Origin of the sequence: Arthrobacter sp. STN4 (assembly GCF_024539665.1) — a bacterium.
Classification (GTDB): domain Bacteria; phylum Actinomycetota; class Actinomycetes; order Actinomycetales; family Micrococcaceae; genus Specibacter.
The window spans coordinates 115,801-133,520 of record NZ_JAKZGX010000008.1 but is presented as its reverse complement, the minus strand read 5'-3'; the positions used below and the strand labels follow the sequence as shown (position 1 = coordinate 133,520).

Sequence of the window (17,720 nt, the reverse complement as noted above, 5' to 3'; positions counted from 1 at the left end):
CGCCCCGCCCGCCGGCGTCCGGCCGGAACCCGCCTTGCCTGGATCTAAGGACTGACTGATGGACTTCCTCCCCACCCTGTGGTTTATTCTCATTGCCGTGCTGTGGACCGGTTACCTCTTCCTGGAGGGCTTCGACCTTGGCGTGGGCATGCTCATGAAGGTCTTTGCCCGCGATGAAAAGGAACGGCGACTGCTGCTGAACACCGTGGGCCCGGTCTGGGACGGCAACGAGGTGTGGTTGATCACCGCCGGCGGAGCCACTTTTGCGGCCTTCCCGTTCTGGTACGCCTCGCTGTTTTCCAGCCTGTACATTCCGCTGGTGTTCGTGCTGCTGGCGCTGATCTTCCGGGCCGTGGCCTTTGAATACCGCGGCAAGGTCCACCACGACACGTGGCGCCGGACCTGGGACTGGGCCATCGCGATCGGCTCGTTCGTGGCCGCGTTCGGCATCGGCGCCATGCTGGCCCTGACCACCACGGGGCTGCCGCTGGACGCCAACGGCGACCGCGTGGGCGGGCCCTTTGCCTGGTTCACCGGGTACGCCGTCCTTGGCGGGGTGGCACTCGTGGCCTTCTGCCTGATCCAGGCCGCCGCGTTCCTGGCCCTGAAGACCGACGGCGCCGTCCGCCACCGTGCCCGCCGTCTGGTGGGGCGCTGGCTTCCCCTGGGCCTGGTCCCGCTCGCCGCCTGGGCCGCCGCCGTGTCCGTGATGAACGGCAAGGCGTTCAGCTGGCTGCTGCTGGCGCTGGCCGCGGTTGCCGCCGTCCTGGCCTGGGTGGCCAACCGCAGTGGCCGAGAAGGCCGCAGCTTCCTGGCCTTGGGCGTGTTCCTGCTGCTGGGCAGCGCCACGATCTTCAGCGCCGTGTTCCCCGTGGTGCTCCCGTCCACGCTCAACGCCGCCTGGAACCTGACGGTGGCCAATGCGTCCTCGTCGCCCTATACGCTGGGCCTGATGTCCGTCGTGGCGGCCGTGGGCGTGCCCCTGGTGCTGGCCTACCAGGCCTGGACCTACTGGATCTTCCGCAAGCGCATCAGCACCATCCACCTGCCCGAACCGCACGACTTCGCCCCCGCCGTCGGTGTGCAGGCTGCGGCCCCGGCCGTGTCCGGGACGAACTGACGTGGCACGCCCCTCGCTGCCCCCGGGCAGGCACACGCGCACGGCCCTGGCCGGTCTTGCCGGACTGGCCGCCCTGAAGGCCGTGGCACTGGTGCTGCTCATGTCCGCGCTGGCACACGCCCTGGCTGTCTGGGCGGGTGGCACGCAGCCGCCATTCGGGCGGCTGGCCCTGCAGGGAAGCGGGGGAGCGGTGCTGATGGCCGCAGCCGCGTGGGGCCAGCAGGTGCTTGCCCGGCGTGCCGCCCTGGGCGCCAAGGAGGAGCTGCGTGCCCGGCTGGTGGCCCACCGGCTCGGGGGCGGGCCGGCCGGCGGTGCAGCAAACAACAGTGCAGCCGGTGCCGGCACGGGGGCCGAGGGGATGCTGGCCAGCCGCGGCCTGGACGGCCTGGACGGCTACTTCACCGCCTACCTCCCGGCCCTCGTCTCCTGCGCCGTGCTGCCGGCCGCCGTGGGGCTGCAAATCCTGGTGACCGACTGGGTGAGCGCGCTGGTCGTGGTCCTGACGCTGCCGCTGGTCCCCGTGTTCATGGTCCTGATCGGCTTCCACACCCAGGACCGCGTGGAACGGGCCGCCCGCGGCCTGGACCGGCTGTCCAACCACCTGCTGGAACTGGCCCGCGGCCTGCCCGTGCTGGTGGGACTGCGCCGTGCCGGGGCGCAACGCCGGGCGCTCGCCGACGTGTCCGAGGATTACCGCAAGTCCACCATGGCCACCCTGCGCACGGCATTCCTGTCCTCCATGGCGCTGGAACTGATCAGCACCATCTCCGTGGCCATCGTGGCCGTTTTCATCGGCGTACGCCTGGTGGCCGGCGACATGGGCCTGGAAGCCGGCCTGCTGGCCCTCATGCTGGCCCCCGAATGCTTCCGCCCGCTGCGCGACGTCGGCGCCGCCCACCACGGCAGCGAGGACGGCGTGGAGGCCCTGCGCCGGGTGAACAAGATCCTCAACGCCGGCCAGGGCGCCGGCGGCGGCAGCGGTTCCGGGCTGCGTGGCGCCGCCCGCGACGACGACGGGGACTTTGTGGTGCGTGCCGATGCACTGGCCGTTGCCTACCCCGGGCGGACGGAGCCGGCGCTGTCCGGTTTCACGGCCGACCTTGCGCACGGCGGGGTGCTGGTGCTCGACGGCCCCAGCGGGACGGGCAAGACCACGGCCCTGGCCGTCCTGGCCGGGCCCCTGCCGGGCGCCGAGGTCCGCGGACGGTTGCTGCGTCCGGCTGCGGGCGCGGTGGTGTGGGTCCCGCAGCACCCCCTGTTCACGGAGGACACCGTGGCCGCGGACGTGGCCCTCTACGCCGGCGGGCCCCACGGCGTCCCGGTTCCCGCCGCAGCCGTGGCCGCGGCGCTGGCCCGGGCCAATGCCGGGCACCTGGCCGGGCGGTCACCGCTGGAATGCAGCCCCGGCGAGCTGCGCCGCGTGGCCGTGGCCCGTGCCCTGGCCCGCATCGCAGGCGACCCGGCCGTGGAGCTGGCACTTTTTGACGAGCCGACCGCCCACCTGGACCCGGTGTCGGCCCAGGCCGTGCGGCAGGCGGTTGCCTCCTTGCGGGGGACCGTGGCCCTGGCCGTCGCCACCCATGACCCCCTGCTGGCGGGGCTTTTGCGCGGTGGCGGCGCTGCCCGTACCTGCGCTGCCCGGACCTGCGCTGCCCGGATCGGCGGTGTGGTCCCGTCCGCGGCGCCCGTGGTCGCGGTTGCCGCCCCGGCAGGCGCCCCGGAACCGGCTCCCGCGGGGTTCCGCCGGCAGTGGCTGCGGCAGTTGCCGTGGCGCTCGCCCCGTTTCGTGGCCGGCGTGCTGGTGTCCGCCCTGGCCACGCTGAGCGCGGCCGCGCTGTCCGGCATCTCCGGGTGGCTCATTGTGTGGGCCGCAGCGCGGCCGCCGATCATGTACCTGATGGTGCTGATCGTGGGGGTGCGCGCCTTTGGCGTGGGCCGCTCCGTGCTGCGCTACAGCGAGCGCCTCCTCACCCACGACGCCGTGTTGCGCTGGGCGGCCGGCCTGCGCCTGAAGCTGTGGGACGCACTCGGCTCCAACGTCCGGCACTGGGGCCGGCTGACGCGGTCCGGTGGGGCGCTGGGCACGCTCATTGCCGACGTCGACGAGCTGCGCGACGCCGTTCCCCGCGCCGTGGTGCCGATTCCGGCCGCCGTGGTGTCCTACCTGTCCGTCCTGGCGGCCGTCTGGTGGCTGGTGCCGCAGGCCGCCGCCACCGTGGCCGTGTTGGGCGTGCTGGCGCTTCTGGTGCTGCCCGTGGGGGTCCATGCGGTGCAGCGCAGGGCCGCCGCCGCAGCGGCCGTCCACCGTTCCTGGCTGGCCAGCCGGGCCACCACCTTGTTGGCCGCCGCCGGGGGCTTGCACGCCAACGGCGTAGGCGGACCGGCGGCCCGCGCTTTCGCCGCCCGCGACCTCACCGTTTCCGCACCGCTGCGCCGGCTGGCCTGGGCCGGCGGCCTGGGGCAGGCGGGCGTGGCGCTGCTGACCTCCCTGGCCGCCGTGGCCGTGGCGGCAGCGGCCATCGGCGGCGGCGCCGACCCCCGCGCCGCCGCCGTGGCCGCGCTGCTCATGCTGGCCCTGGCCGAACCGCTGGGGCAGTACCTGGAAGCCGTGGAGCAGCTGCCCGTGCTTGGTGCCATGATGGCGCGCACCCTGCCGTTGCTGGAGGCCGGCCGCGCCACGGTGGTGGCCGGCCCGGCCGCCGGCCGGGATGACACGGCCCAACCGGTCACCTCCCTGCGCCTGGACGATGTCGCGGCACGCTACCCCGAGGCCGCCTTGCCCGTTTTTTCAGGTGTCGGCGGCGGCACCGAAAAGGGCCGCTGGTGGACTGTCAGCGGGCCGTCCGGCTCCGGCAAGTCCACGCTGCTGGCCGTACTGCTGGGCTTCCTCACGCCCGAACGCGGCAGCTACACGCTCAACGGGGAACCGGCCGCCGCGGGAACCCTGCGCCAGGTTGCCTGGTGCCCGCAGGAGGCCTACCTGTTCAACTCCACGCTCCGTTCCAACTTGGCCCTGGCCCGCCCCGCCGGCGCGCCCACGGACGGCGAACTCGAACAGGCCCTGGAAACGGCCGGGCTGGGGCCCTGGTACCGCGGGCTGCCGGACGGCCTGGACACGCGCGTTGGCCCCGGCGGCCACCACCTCTCCGGCGGCCAGCGGACCCGCGTGTCGGTGGCGCGCACGCTCGTGGCCGGGGCCGGCGTCGTGCTTCTTGACGAACCGACCGCGCACCTGGGCGGGGACGAGGCGGGGGAGCTCGTGGCGGGGCTGCGCACGGCGCTCACCGGTGCGGCCGTGGTCATGGTGACGCACGACGGCGAACTTGCCGCCGGCGGCGACACCCACCTGGCGCTGGGGGAGGGCGGGGCGCCCGTGGTGCTGGAGGGCGCCAGCGCCTAGGGTGGGGTCATGGCGATCCCCGGCAGCACACCGTGTCCCGCAGTGCCCCTTCCCGCAGCCGGCGGGCTGTCCTTCCGCCCGCTGGCCGCAACGGACCTCGACGCCTGGCTGGCCCTGACCCTGCGGATCGCCGCGGCCGAGGACGCCCCCTGGCATGACACGCGCTCCGAGCTGGCCACCTGCTTTGAGGACACCGACAACCCCGCCGCAGGGAACACGGCCGGGGGCTTTGACGCCCCGGGCGTGCTGCGGGCCTTTGGCCGGGTCACCAAGCACCCGGGCGGCGCGGCCGGGTACGCGTTTGGCGGGGTCGACCCGCAGTGGCAGCGCCGGGGCATCGGTGCGGCCGTGCTCGCGTGGCAGGAGGACCTCCTGCGGGCCCGCTTTGCCGCGGACGGGCAGCCGCCGGGCACGGTGCGCGTGTACACGCCGGAGGCCAACCCGGCGCACACGTCCCTGCTGTCCGGGGCCGGGTACTCCACCGTCCGGTACTTTTCCGAAATGCTCCGGCCCCTGGCCGGCGCCCCCGCGGTGCCGGTGCCCGCGGGGATCCGCATCGTGGCGTTCGCACCGGGGCTTTCCGAGGCCGTGCGGCTGGCCCACAACGAGACCTTTGCCGACCACTGGGGGTCCGAGTCCCGCAGCATCCAGCGCTGGGGTTTCCTGCTCGCCAACGAGGATTTCCGGCCCGACTGGTCCGCCGTGGCCTTGGATGCGGCAAGCGGCGAGGTGGCCGGCTACCAGCTTTCCATGTATGACCCCGAACGTTTTCCGAAGGAGGGCCGCGAGGAAGGCTACACGGAGGTGTTGGGCGTGCGGCGGCCCTGGCGGCACCGCGGCATTGCCCAGGCATTGCTGTCCGACGCCATGGCACGGTACAAGGCCGCAGGCATGGACCATGCCTGCCTGGACGTCGACACCGAAAATCCCACCGGCGCCCTGGGGCTCTACGAAAAGATGGGCTACCGGCCCCTGCGGCGCACGCTGGCGTGGGACAAGGCCCTCTAGCCCGGGCGGCGCCGGCCCGGGCAATGTGCCGGCGACGCGGCCGGCCTAGGCGTTGACGTCGTGCAGGTGGTGGATGAGGTCGTGCATGAAGTAGCCGGACAGGGTCAGGACCGTGAATTCCGAGCCGTTGCTGCGCAGCCCGCGGCGGTTCCACTGGCCGGGTGCCACCGCCGCAAACGCCGCTGCGGCATCCTCGCCATTTTGGACCAGCTCGCGCGCCACGTCGTCGGGGTCCAGGGACGCGTAGTTCCCGTCCAGCGCCGCCCGGTCCTGGTCCCAGTTGGGAAAGGTGGGGTCGTCGTTGGCGAGCATCAGCTCCAGGCGGCCGGTGAAGACGTCGAACACGTCCCGCACATGGGCGGCGTACTCCAGCACCGACCAGGTGGAATCGTCCGGGCGGACGTCAACCCCGGCGCGCCGCAGGGCCTGCTGCCAGCGGGGCAGCAGGGCCGGAATGGTGGTGGCAGCCGTGGCGGGCGTGACGCTCGCGGCGTTGAATCCGCACTCGGGGCACGGCCGGGACAGCACCCACGTCCAGTCCTTGTCGTCAGGAATGATTGGCATGGGGCCAGTCTATGCCGCCGCCCTCAGTCCGTGGGCAGTTCGAACGCCTCCTGGGTGGACTCCGGGATGGGGGAGGCGTCCCGCGCCGGCACAGGCAAGGACTCCGGCGCCGGACCTCCCGCGGCGGAATCCTGCATCCCGGGCCCGCCCGCCCCTCCGGATCCGCCGCCGGCCACGCCGTGGGTCCCGTCCAGGCTGGGGCCCACCAGCTCGATGGCGGCCGAAAGCGCCACGCCGGAGCCGTCGCGGTGGCCGTGTTCCACCGGCAGCGCACGCACCACGCCGGAGACGGTGGAGGCCTTGGCGGGCCCGTGCCCGGCCCATGAAACCGTCAGCCGGTCCTCGCCCTTGAGGAAGCGGTGTGCACGGACGCCGCCGGTGGCCCGCCCCTTGGCCGGGTATTCGGACAGTGCCGTGACCTTGGCGCTGCCCGACGCGGTGCCCGGCAGTGCGTCCTGCCCGCCCGCCACGGTGACCACCACGGCGTCGGGATCGGCGGGGGAGGCCACGGAGAAGCTGAGCACGGCGTCGCCGGCACCGAGCTTGATGCCCGCCATGCCGCCGGCTGTGCGGCCCTGCGGGCGGACGTTGGCGGCACTGTACCGAAGCAGCTGGGCGCCCTGCGTGATGAAGACGAGGTCGTCGTCGTCCGTGGCCACGGCGGCCCCGACCACGAAGTCCTTGGGCTTGAGCGAGATGTACTCCCACTCGTCCCGGTTCAGGGGGTAGTCGGGGGTGACGCGCTTGACCACGCCCTGGGCGGTCCCCAGGGCGAAGGTGCCGTTGAGCGGCACAAAGCCCACCAGGACCTCACCCTTGGTCAGCGTGATGAACTCCTTGGCGGCCACGCCGCCGGCCAGGTTGGGCAGTGCGTTGGTGGGCGGCAGGACCGGCATGTCCACCACCTGCAGCCGCAGCATCCGGCCCAGCGAGGTCAGCGCGCCGATTTCGGCACGTGCGGTGGTTTTCAGCACGGAGGTGAAGACGTCGTGCCGGCCCCGTGCACCGGTGTCGGCCAGGGGATCGGCGTTGGAGGTGCGTGCAATCTGCCCCGACGCGCTGAGCAGCACCCAGCAGGGGTCGTCGGCAATTTCCAGGGCCAGCGGGGACGGCTTGCCCTTGCCCGCGGCCCCGGCGGCCAGCGCCTTCGCCACCGAGGGGGCCATGGCCTCGGATTCCAACAACACGGTGCGGCGCGGCGTGGCGTACTTGGCCGCCACCTCGCCAAGTTCGTCGGAAACCAGCTGGTGCAGTAGTTCCCTGGACGCCAGGATCGCCTCGAGGGCCTCGATCTCACGGCGGAGCCCGTCGCGCTCGGCTTCCAGCTCCACCACGGAAAACTTGGTCAGGCGGCGCAGCTGCAGGTCCAGGATGTAGTTGGCCTGGATTTCGGAGAGGTCGTAGATGGCCATGAGGCGTTCGCGGGCCGCCGCCACCTCGTCCGAGCTGCGGATGACCTGGATGACCTCGTCGATGTCCACGATGGCCAGCAGCATGCCCTCCACCAGGTGCAGGCGGTCCTGCTTTTTGCCCAGGCGGAACGTGGTGCGCCGGCGCACCACGTCGATGCGGTGGGCCAGGAACACGCGCAGCAGCTCCACCAGGCCCAGGGTCTGCGGCTGCCCCTCCACGAGGCAGACGTTGTTGATGCCGAAGGAGTCCTCCATGGGCGTGTAGCGGTACAGCTGGGCCATGACGGCGGCCGGGTTGAAGCCGTTCTTGATCTCGATGACCAGCCGCAGCCCGTGCTTGCGGTCGGTGAGGTCCACCAGGTCGGAGATGCCCACCAGCTTTTTGGCGTTGATGGCATCCTTGATCTTTTCAATGACCTTTTCCGGACCCACCAGGTATGGCAGTTCCGTGACCACCAGGCCCACCCTGCGCGGGGAGAGCTGTTCGACGGCGATCTTGGCGCGCGTCTTGAAGGAGCCCCTGCCCGTGGCGTAGGCGTCGCGGATGCCGGCCAGGCCCACAATGCGCCCGCCCGAGGGCAGGTCGGGGCCGGGCACGTACGCCATCAGGTCCTCCAGCGTGGCGTCCGGGTTGGCGACCAGGTGCCGGGTGGCGGTGATGACCTCGCCCAGGTTGTGCGGGGCCATGTTGGTGGCCATGCCCACCGCAATCCCGCTGGCCCCGTTGACCAAAAGGTTCGGGAAGGCGGCCGGCAGCACCGAGGGCTGCATCATCTCGTTGTCGTAGCTGGGCACAAAGTCCACCACGTCTTCGCCCAGGTTGCCCGTCAGCTCCAGGGCCGGGGCCGCCATCCGGGCCTCCGTGTAGCGCGGGGCGGCGGGGCCGTCGTCGAGCGAGCCGAAGTTGCCGTGCCCGTCAATGAGCGGCAGGCGCAGGGAGAAGTCCTGGGCCATGCGCACCATGGTGTCGTAGATGGCGGTGTCGCCGTGCGGGTGGAGCTTGCCCATGACCTCGCCCACGACGCGGGCGCTCTTGACATGGCCCTTCTCGGGGCGCAGCCCCATCTCGCTCATCATGTACAGGATGCGCCGCTGCACCGGTTTCAACCCGTCCCGGGCGTCCGGCAGGGCGCGCGAGTAAATCACCGAATAGGCGTACTCCAGGAAGGAGCCTTCCATTTCACTGGAAACGTCTATTTCAACAATGTTCTCGGTGAAGTCAGTGAAGTCATCGGCTGCGGGAGGTTGGCGCTTGGCCATGGCGGCGGGGGTTCCTATCAGTGTGGCGGGTGTTGCAGTCCGGCGGGGCCCTGCGAAGGCAAACGAGTCGGTACAGTGATTCTATGGTGAACCCAGGACAGGCACCCGTTTATCCGGCACATTGGGAGGCCGATGTCGTACTGCGCGACGGGGCCACGGGGCATTTGCGGCCCATGACCGCGGCCGATGCCGACGCCGTCCAGGCCTTCCACATGGCGCAGTCGCAGAACTCCGTCTACCTGCGCTTCTTTACCTACAAGTCCAGGCTGACGCCCAAGGAGCTGCGCCGCTTTACCGAACTGGACTACCGGGACCGTGTGGCGTTCGTCATCACGCACCGGGACCGCATCATCGGCATTGGCCGCTTCGACCGCCTCGACAACCCCGCCGAGGCCGAGGTGGCGTTCAACGTCTCCGACTCCCAGCAGGGCCGGGGCCTGGGGTCGATCCTGTTGGAGCACCTGGCGGCCGCCGCCCGCGAAAACGGGATCGACAAGTTCACGGCGGAGGTCCTGCCGGAAAACCGCAAGATGCTCCAGGTGTTCGCCGACGCCGGCTACGAGGTGCACCGCCACTTTGACGACGGCGTGGTGTCCCTGGCGTTCGACATTGACCCCACCGAGAAGTCCCGCGCCGTCATGGCCGCACGCGAACACCGCGCCGATGCCCGCAGCGTCGCGGGGCTTGTGGCACCGCGCTCCGTGGCCGTCGTCGGGGCCGGCCGGGCGTGGGGGGGCCTGGGGCGGGTGCTGCTGGAAAATATTGTGGAAGGCGGGTACCGCGGCGGGGTCCACGCGGTCAATCCGGAGGCGTTGGAGGTGTCCGGCATGATGCCGTACGCCACGATCGCTGAGGTGCCCGGCCCCGTGGACCTGGCCGTCATTGCCGTGCCCCAGGGGCAGGTCCCCGCCGTCGTGGACCAGTGCGGGGCCGCCGGCGTCAAGGGCCTGGTCATCGCCACCTCGGGATACGCCGACGACGGCGCGGCCGGCCTCGCGCGCCAGCGCGCCCTGGTGCGCCAGGCCCGGGCGAACGGCATGCGGCTGGTGGGCCCGGCCTCGCTGGGCCTGGCCAACACCGACCCGGCCGTTTCACTCAACGCCTCCCTGGCACCGTCCCTGCCCCTGCGCGGGGGGCTGGGCGTCTTCAGCCAGTCCGCCGCCTTGGGGGCGTCCCTGTACGCGTCGCTGAGCCGGCGGGAGGTGGGCCTGTCCACGGTGCTGTCCGCCGGGAACCGGGCGGACATCTCCGGCAACGACCTCATGCAGTTCTGGGAGGACGACCCCCACACCACCGCCTGCGCGCTATACCTGGAATCCATTGGCAACCCCCGCAAGTTTTCCCGCATCTCCCGCCGCCTGGCGCGCACCAAGCCGGTGATTGTGGCCAAGTCGGACACCATGGGGCTGCGCCTGCCCCCGGGCCACGCCGTGCGCACCACGCAGGCGCCCGCGGGCGCGCTGGACGCCATGCTGCGCCAGTCCGGCGTCATCCGTGTCAACACCATCGAGGAACTTGCCGACGTGGCACAAATCGTCACCGGCCAGGCCCTGCCCGCCGGCCCCGGGCTGGCCATCTTCAGCAATTCCCTCGCGATGGGGTCGGTGGTGGCGGATTCCGCGGAGCAGCACGGCCTGACCGTGGCGGAGGTCTCGGCGGACCTGGTGCTGGACACCGGGCAGTCCAGGGCCCTGCCCCTGCTGCGGCGGGCGGTCGGCGAGGCGCTGGCCCGGCCCGGCACGGACTCGGCCATCGTGACGCTGCTGCCGGTGCCGGGGCTGACGGTGGAGCACATTGCCGCCACACTCCAGGAGTGCGCCGAGGCGGCAGGCAAGCCCGTGGTGGCGGCGTTCACCGGGATTGTCGACACCCGCATCCTGGTGGACCGCCAGCTGGCCGGCGGGCTGCCGTGCTACTCCAGCCCCGGCGCCGCGGTGGCCGCCCTGGCCGCCGTGACGCAGTACGCGCAGTGGCTGACCCTCGATGCCCCCGCCTTCGACCCGCCGTCCGGCGTGGACACCGAAGCGGCGGCCGAACTGCTGGAGGAATGGCTCGACGGCGTCACCGGCGACGGCCTGCTGACCCTGGACGCCGCCCGGACACGCCAACTGCTGGCCCATTACGGCATCCGCGTCCTGGAGTCCGCCGCGTTCAGCACCGACGACGACGCCGTGGCGGCCGCCGACCGGCTCGGCTGGCCCGTGGCCATCAAGACCCTGGACCCGGCTCTGCGGCACCGCCTGGACCTGGGCGGGGTGCGGATCAACATTGAAAACGCCGCGTCACTGCGCCGCAACCTGGGCCAAATGCGCAAGCTGCTTGAACCGTACGGGGCAGGCGGCCTGGAGGTGCAGAGCATGGCCGAGGTGGGCCAGTCCTGCACCCTGCGCGCCATCGAGGACCCGCTGCTGGGCCCCGTGGTCTCCTTCGGCCTCTCCGGCGACGCCGTGAACCTGCTGGGCGACTGGGCGCACCGCGTGCCCCCGCTGTCCGCCCGGGACGCGGCGGAACTGGTCAGGTCCCCCCGCGCCGCCGTGAAGCTGTTTGGCTACGCAGGCCTGCCCGCCGGCAACGTGGCCGCGCTGGAGGACCTGGTGGCCCGGGTGGGCCTGATGAAGGATGAACACCCGGAGATCGCCTGGGTGGAATTCAACCCCGTGCTGGTGGGGCCCACCGAGGTGACGGTGCTCGCCGTCGAGCTGCGGATCGGCAACCCGGCCCAGCGCACCGACAGTGCGCGGCGGGCCATGAACTCCTAGCCGGTTCGCGTTCGGCCGCACGCGGGTGCGAAAATGGGTCCATGAACACCTTCGGCGCCGGTGCCCCGGCGAACACCACCGGCCGCGACCTTGAATCCGCACTCCAACGGGCCGGCTTTTACCCGCGCCTGGTCCAGGACGTTGTCAACGACGCGCTGGACGGGCAGGAGAGCCTGTCCCACCTGGTCCACCTGGAAACGCATTTTGACCGCACCGAGGTGCACCGCCACATCACCGTGCTGGTCCTGACGGAGGAGATGCTGGTCATCACCCACGTGGACGACCAGCAGCTGGATGAAGCCGGCGAACAGGTCGTGGCGCAGGTCTCCACCGAGTCCGTGCCCGTGGCGCAGATCCGCTCCGTGGTGCTCAGCTACACCTACGCCCAGCCGCAGGACTACAAGCCCTCCGACCCCGCCCGCGAGCTCACGGTGGCCATCGCCTGGTCCGGCGGGCAGCGCGTGGACCTGGGCCCGGCGTCGTGCGGGGACCCGAACTGCGACGCCGACCACGGCTACACCGGAACCATCGCCCAGGAAGACATCGCCCTGCGCATCAGCGCCGAGGCCGAGGGGCTGCAGGCCGTGGCCGACGCGAAGTCCTTTGCCCGGGCCCTGCGGGCTGTCAGCACCGCGGCAGCCACCCCCGCCCACGCGCCGGCGCAAGGCCCGAAATTCCCGGTGCTGGGCCAGCGCCTGGGCCGCAACCACTACCGGCGCTGACCGGCGTGGAGCAGACCTCGGAGACTGCGGCGCCCCCGGCCCGGCAGGCCCGCCAGGAGCCGCTGCCCGCGGCACCCGCCTACGGCAGCAACACCATTGCCGACGTTCTCACGAGCGCCGCCGCCGCCATGGGCGACGGGCGGTTCACCAACGCGTTGCGGCTGCCGGCTGCCCGCCGGGTCGTGGTGGTGCTGGTGGACGGCCTGGGAAAGGCGCTGCTGAAGCAAAAGTCCGGGCACGCACCCTTCCTGCGCGGCGTCATGGCCACGGATAGCGGGGGAGAGCACCCGCACACCCTCCACGCAGCCTTCCCCAGCACCACGGCGACCTCCCTGTCCAGCCTGGGCACCGGCGTCGTGCCCGGGCAGCACGGCATGCTCGGCTACGACGTCCTGGACCCGGACCAGGACAAGGTGGTGAACCTGCTGGGCAACTGGGACCCCGGCGTTGACCCGAGGCGGTGGCAGCCGTTCCCCACGGTGTTTGAACAGCTGGCGGGGCACCACCCGACGGCCACCGTCAGCCTGCCCAAGTTCGAACAGTCGCCCATGACGCTGGCGGCCCTGCGCGGCAGCACGTTCCTGGGGGCCACCTCCCCGCAGGCCCGCGTGGAACTGGCCGCAGGGGCCCTGGCGGCGCACCCGTCCATGCTCCTGTACCTGTACTGGGGCGAACTGGACAAGGCCGGGCACAGGTACGGGGCGGACTCGGCCCAGTGGGAGCACCAGCTGGAGGAGCTCGACGCCGGCATGAAGCGCCTGGCCGCCACCGTCCCCGCGGACACGCTGATCCTTTTGACGGCCGACCACGGCATGGTGGACGTGCCGCGTGCGGCCCGCATCGACTACTCCCGGTACCCGGAACTCGTGGCCGGGGCCCGCCATACGGCGGGGGAGCCGCGCATGGTCCACCTCTACCTGGAGCGCGGCGCCGGCACCGAGGTCCGCGATGCCCTGGTGGCCGCATGGCTGGAGCGCTTCGGGACAAAGGCGTGGGTGCTCACCCGCGACGAAGCCGTGGCGGCGGGGCTTTTTGGCGAGGTGCGTGCCGAAGCAGCCGGGCGGATTGGCGACGTCCTGGTGGCGGCCCGCGAAAGCATCGCGTTTTACGACCTCCGGCGCGTGCGCCCGCAGGCCGTCGAGGTGGTGGGCCAGCATGGCTCCCTCACGAAGGCCGAACGCGAGGTCCCGCTGCTGCGCATTCCCGTGACGCCGCGTGCGCCGAAGGGCAAGCGCCGCCGCTGAGTTCGGTCCGGTCCGGGAATTCGGTGGTGCAGCTTCGGTGGCCTGGGAGCGTCCCGGCCCGCATTATCTGCACCATCGAATGGGCCGGTTTCCGGGGCAGACTCAGGGACAGCCCTCGGTATTCAGGGGGCACGACGGAGCGGTTTTAGTCGCCCTTGGTGCCGAACACGATCTCGTCCCAGCTGGGGACGCTGGAGCGCTTGGGCTTGCCTGCCGCCTTGCGTTCCAGCCTGGCGGCCACCTCACTGTCAGAGGGCCCGTCTTCGGCGTCAGCCGGCTGCCGGGCAGATTCCGGGGCGGGTGCTGCCTGCGCGGCCCCGTCCTGGCCTGAGCCGGTGTCAATGGCGTTGTCGGCGGCGCTGCGGCGCAGGGAAGGCGCCCCCGAAAGCGTGATTTCACGCGTGTCGGTGCTGACCTCGCCCACGCCGACGGCGTGATGGTGGTCCTCGTCGCCGTGGAGCCTGGGGGCCAGGGAGAGGAACGGGATGGCACGGAGGCGCTTCTTGCCGTGGCCGCCGGCAGGATGCCCGTCCCCGGCCTGCCCGCCGTCCGAACCGGCGCCGGCCAGGCCTGTGTTGTCTAAATCAGGGGCCTCAGTGTCTGTGCCCGCGCCAGCCGCCGGGGCCTCCACGTCCGCAGGGTTGTCCATGGTGTCCGGGGTGTCCGCGCCGTCGGCTGCGGGCGCGGTGGCGTCCTGGTCCTCATGCCCGTCGCGGGGGTGCGCGGCCGGCACGTGGGTGCCCAACATGGCAGCCAGTTCATCGTCGCCGTCCTCGTCGAGGCCCAGGCGCTGGCCGCGGCGGGAACGGAGCATGTCGAGCAGGCCGGAGCCGGCGTCGTCCTCACTGCCCGTGTCCTGGCCCTCGGCCCCGCCCGGACCGGCCGCCGTCAGCGTGTCCGCCGTACCGTCGTCGGGCGCGTCGGTTTCAAAATCAAAGGGGCGGTCCGCAACCGCGCTCAGCCGGCGCTCGGGCACGGGACCGTCCAACGGTTCCATTTCGCTCAGCTGCTGCGCCCACCGGTTGGCGTTGTTCAGGGACTTGCGGCCGGGATGGAAGGTCCACCGGGCGGGTGCGGGCTCGCCGATGCTCGCTGCAGCCCACTCGCTGCCGGGCTCAAAGTCTGCCGTGACCGTCCAGGCGCCGTCGCGGACGCGCCAGGCATCCCAGCGCACCGTGCGGGGGTCGATGCCAAAGGCGGAGACGCGGTGCATGACCATCTCATCCAGCGTTGCCGGGTTGTCGCCGAAGGCGGAACGGTAGCTGTCATTGCCGGCCGCCGGGCCGGAAACCTCCACCTTGCGCGCCAGCCGGGCCACGTGTTCGCGCTCGGCCAGAACCGGGCCTTCATAGCGGCGGACCTGCTCCAGGGACATGCCGGAGTGTTCGGCCACATCGGCGGCCGTGGCGCCTGCACGGATCTGCGCCTGGATTTCCCGTGGCGACATCTTGGCCGGGCCGGCGTTGCCGGACGGGGCCTTGCGCGGTGCCCGCGTGGTAGCCATGCGCAATGCTTCATCAATGGGCAGCAGGAATATTTCGCCGCCGGTTCCACTGAGTAGCAGGTGCTTGCCATCGTCATGCACACCCACCAAACGTAGATCCGCCATGCTGCCCTCCAAAGTCGACTGCTTTCACTTCGAAACTTTGCCACCCAACGCCGTATTTTCCTACTACCACGGCAGGCGTGGCGTGAATGGTTCACAAAATCACGTGCCTATTTTCAGCTGCGGACGGGCCCCTGCGGTCCGTGGGTGTCCCACCGCTACGCCCACCGCGAACGCGGGCATTTTTGTCGCCGGCTGCAACGTTCCAGTTCTAAGGTGATTGGCAGGATTTGCCGCAGGGAATCCCCTACGGGCCCTGCCGATGCCGGTGCTGTGGCAAGAGATACAAGGAAAATGGTGAAGTAGGCAATGGCAACGGATTATGACGCGCCGCGCAAGAACGACGACGAACGGGACGGCAACGTCCTGGCATCCCTTGCGGTCCGCCCCTCCGGAGCGTCCGGGGCGGTCATCGACCTGGACGAGGCCGATCTGGCCGACAGCTACGAGCTGCCCGGCGGCGACCTGTCGGGGGAGGAGCTGGCGGTGGAGGTCCTCCCGGCCCAGGCGGACGAATTCACCTGTTCATCCTGCTTCCTGGTGCGGCACCGCTCCCAGCTGGCCCGGGAAAAGGACGGGCTGATGTACTGCAAGGACTGCGAAGGCTAGCCGGATCCGGCTGGACAGCGCAGGAAACAGGCGCGCAGGACACAGGCGCGCAGGACACAGGCGCGCAGGAAACAGCAGCGCAGGCGTCAGCCGCGGCCCTGTCCGAGGGCCGCGGCCAGGCGCTCGGGGTTGCGGGTGGACGTGAGCCAGTACGGCGTTTTGTCATGCGGGTCGGTGATTTCCACCTTGACCACGGGCTTGATCCAGCCGCGGATGCACAGGTAGGCCAGCCCGTTGAGCCGGGTGCCGCGCTGGGCCGTGGCGTCGTCGGCCAGGTAATAGGTGACGTCGCCGATGTATTCACGCTCGATCACGGCCCGGCCCACCTGCAGCGTCCCCGCCGTGACCTCGATCTTGGGCGTCGAGAAGACCAGGACCAGTGTCTGCAGGACCAGCAGCCCCACAAAGGCCAGGTACCCGGCGAGCGGGCTGATGGGGATCAGGATCAGGATGCCGGCCGCGGACAGGCCCAGCACAACCACCCACACACCCAGGCCGGGCCACAGTTTTTCGGTGTACGTGGCTGTTGACAGGGGGGCGGCGCTGGCGGCCGGCACGGAAGACGAAGACATGGGAACAGTTTTTCATCTTTTGTCCGGTAAATCATCTTTGCCCCCGGCCCGGGCAGCCCGCGGCGGTGGGGGGTCGCCGCCGCGGTTCGGGATAGAGTGGGCTGCTGTGACCAACCAGACTTTCAATGTCCCCGCAGATGGTGCGTTCCCGCTGACGGTGCAGCTGCAAATGCTCGACGACGGCATCGCCGCGCCCTCCTACGCCCACCCCGGCGACGCCGGTGCCGACCTCCGTGCCAGGATCGACGTCGTGCTGGCGCCGGGCGAGCGCGCCCTGGTCCCCACCGGCGTGGCCATCGCGCTCCCGTTCGGCTACGTGGCCCTGGTGCACCCGCGCTCGGGCCTGGCCACCAAGCACGGCCTGACGATCGTCAACAGCCCCGGCACCGTGGACGCCGGGTACCGCGGGGAAATCTCCGTCACCCTGCTCAACACCGATGCGCACCACTCCATTGCCCTGTCCCGGGGCGATAGAATTGCACAAATGGTCATCCAGCGCGTCGAGCATGCCGCCTTCGAGGTGGTGGAGCAGCTGCCGGACTCCGCACGCGGCACCGGCGGCTTCGGTTCCACGGGCGGCTTTGGACCGGCCGGCGCCGGTACCGCCGGACACTGACAGACGTTCGGTTCCAACATTTACAAGGAGTTTGCGCCCCATGGCTTTTGGGTTTGGCAAGAAAAAGAAGAATGACGCCGACGGCGCGGTTGCGCCCGAGGGCACTTCCCGGGAGGCCGCCACGGACGGCGGATCCCAAGGCGGGAACGGCCTGCTCGCCCTGCCGCCGGACCCCGCAGACACCGCCTACGACCGTTCCGTCCACGGGCCGCTGGACGCCGACGAAATCGCCAATGCGGACGGCTATGTGGATCTGGGCGCCCTGCTGATCACCCCGCGCGAGGGCCTGGCGCTGCGCCTGGAAGTGGAGGAAAGCACCAACCGGGTCATCGCCGTCACCCTGGACCTCAACGGCTCCAGCCTGCAGCTGCAGGCGTTCGCCGCCCCCCGCTCCGAAGAACTCTGGCGCGACATCCGCGAGCAGATCGGCCTGTCCGTCGGTTCGCAGGGCGGCGAGATTGAGATTCTCGACGGAACGTTCGGCAAGGAAGTGCTGGCCAAGGTGCCCGCCCAGGCCACCGACGGCAGCAGCGGTTTCCGCGTGGCCCGCTTCATCGGCGTCGACGGCCCCCGCTGGTTCCTGCGCGGCGTGCTGGGCGGCGAGGCGGCCGTGAACCCCGACGCAGCCCAGGAACTGGAAGACCTGTTCAGGGGCGTGGTGGTGGTCCGCGGGGAAACCCCGCTGCCGCCCCGCGACCTGCTGGTGCTGCGCCTGCCCCGCGATGCCGCAGCCAGCCCGGACGGCTCGGTCCCCGCCGACCACGCCGCCCCCGCCCAGGGCGGGGAACCGTTCCGCCGCGGCCCGGAAATCACGGCGATCGGCTGACC

At 71.2% G+C, this 17,720-nt stretch carries 13 protein-coding genes; 9 read left to right on the top strand and 4 right to left on the bottom strand.

The window, feature by feature from the left end; translation table 11 throughout:
- The first annotated feature begins 58 nt into the window (after positions 1-58).
- Genes cydB through MMF96_RS08535 form a run of 3 tightly spaced genes read left to right on the top strand, consistent with a single transcriptional unit; the run spans position 59 to position 5,528 of the window.
- Positions 59-1,120 (top strand): cytochrome d ubiquinol oxidase subunit II, encoded by a 1,062-nt coding sequence (gene cydB / locus MMF96_RS08545; RefSeq protein WP_256883243.1) that lies wholly within the window; start codon positions 59-61, stop codon positions 1,118-1,120.
- A gap of 1 nt (position 1,121) precedes the next feature.
- The gene (gene cydC, locus MMF96_RS08540) at positions 1,122-4,520 is read left to right on the top strand and encodes a thiol reductant ABC exporter subunit CydC (protein WP_256883242.1); all 3,399 of its coding nucleotides are present in this window, start codon (positions 1,122-1,124) and stop codon (positions 4,518-4,520) included.
- Between the two features lie 9 nt (positions 4,521-4,529).
- A complete protein-coding gene (locus MMF96_RS08535) occupies positions 4,530-5,528 on the top strand; it encodes an N-acetyltransferase (RefSeq protein ID WP_256883241.1) in 999 nt (332 codons plus the stop codon).
- Between the two features lie 45 nt (positions 5,529-5,573).
- On the opposite strand, the gene MMF96_RS08530 is transcribed toward MMF96_RS08535, so the two are convergent.
- Positions 5,574-6,092, bottom strand: coding sequence for a DinB family protein (locus MMF96_RS08530; RefSeq protein WP_176615837.1), 519 nt, complete (start codon positions 6,090-6,092; stop codon positions 5,574-5,576).
- 23 nt (positions 6,093-6,115) lie between these two features.
- Positions 6,116-8,764, bottom strand: a complete 2,649-nt coding sequence (locus MMF96_RS08525) for a DNA topoisomerase (ATP-hydrolyzing) subunit A (RefSeq protein ID WP_256883240.1) — start codon at positions 8,762-8,764, stop codon at positions 6,116-6,118.
- A gap of 83 nt (positions 8,765-8,847) precedes the next feature.
- Here MMF96_RS08525 and MMF96_RS08520 point away from each other — a divergent pair, with 83 nt between their 5' ends.
- The 3 genes from MMF96_RS08520 to MMF96_RS08510 are packed head-to-tail and all read left to right on the top strand — an operon-like array spanning position 8,848 to position 13,489.
- A complete protein-coding gene (locus tag MMF96_RS08520) occupies positions 8,848-11,523 on the top strand; it encodes a GNAT family N-acetyltransferase (protein WP_256883239.1) in 2,676 nt (891 codons plus the stop codon).
- Between the two features lie 41 nt (positions 11,524-11,564).
- Positions 11,565-12,245: a DUF5998 family protein gene (locus MMF96_RS08515; RefSeq protein ID WP_176615834.1), complete on the top strand. Its 681-nt coding sequence runs from the start codon at positions 11,565-11,567 to the stop codon at positions 12,243-12,245.
- Positions 12,246-12,250: 5 nt separating this feature from the next.
- Positions 12,251-13,489: an alkaline phosphatase family protein gene (locus MMF96_RS08510; protein WP_256883238.1), complete on the top strand. Its 1,239-nt coding sequence runs from the start codon at positions 12,251-12,253 to the stop codon at positions 13,487-13,489.
- A gap of 145 nt (positions 13,490-13,634) precedes the next feature.
- On the opposite strand, the gene sepH is transcribed toward MMF96_RS08510, so the two are convergent.
- Positions 13,635-15,098 carry a septation protein SepH gene (gene sepH, locus MMF96_RS08505; protein ID WP_256883237.1) on the bottom strand — a complete coding sequence of 488 codons (1,464 nt, stop codon included), beginning with the start codon at positions 15,096-15,098 and terminating at the stop codon, positions 13,635-13,637.
- Between the two features lie 306 nt (positions 15,099-15,404).
- Between sepH and MMF96_RS08500 the strand changes: the two genes are divergently transcribed.
- The gene (locus MMF96_RS08500) at positions 15,405-15,704 is read left to right on the top strand and encodes a DUF4193 domain-containing protein (RefSeq protein ID WP_176615832.1); all 300 of its coding nucleotides are present in this window, start codon (positions 15,405-15,407) and stop codon (positions 15,702-15,704) included.
- An 86-nt stretch (positions 15,705-15,790) separates the two neighbouring features.
- Here MMF96_RS08500 and MMF96_RS08495 read toward each other — a convergent pair whose 3' ends face one another.
- Positions 15,791-16,276, bottom strand: a complete 486-nt coding sequence (locus tag MMF96_RS08495; protein WP_176615831.1) for a DUF3093 domain-containing protein — start codon at positions 16,274-16,276, stop codon at positions 15,791-15,793.
- A gap of 106 nt (positions 16,277-16,382) precedes the next feature.
- On the opposite strand from MMF96_RS08495, the gene dut reads away from it, so the two are divergent.
- On the top strand, positions 16,383-16,892 hold the full coding sequence (dut, locus tag MMF96_RS08490) for a dUTP diphosphatase (protein ID WP_256883236.1): 510 nt from the start codon (positions 16,383-16,385) through the stop codon (positions 16,890-16,892).
- A 40-nt stretch (positions 16,893-16,932) separates the two neighbouring features.
- On the top strand, positions 16,933-17,718 hold the full coding sequence (locus MMF96_RS08485; protein WP_176615829.1) for a DUF3710 domain-containing protein: 786 nt from the start codon (positions 16,933-16,935) through the stop codon (positions 17,716-17,718).
- Positions 17,719-17,720: the final 2 nt, after the last annotated feature.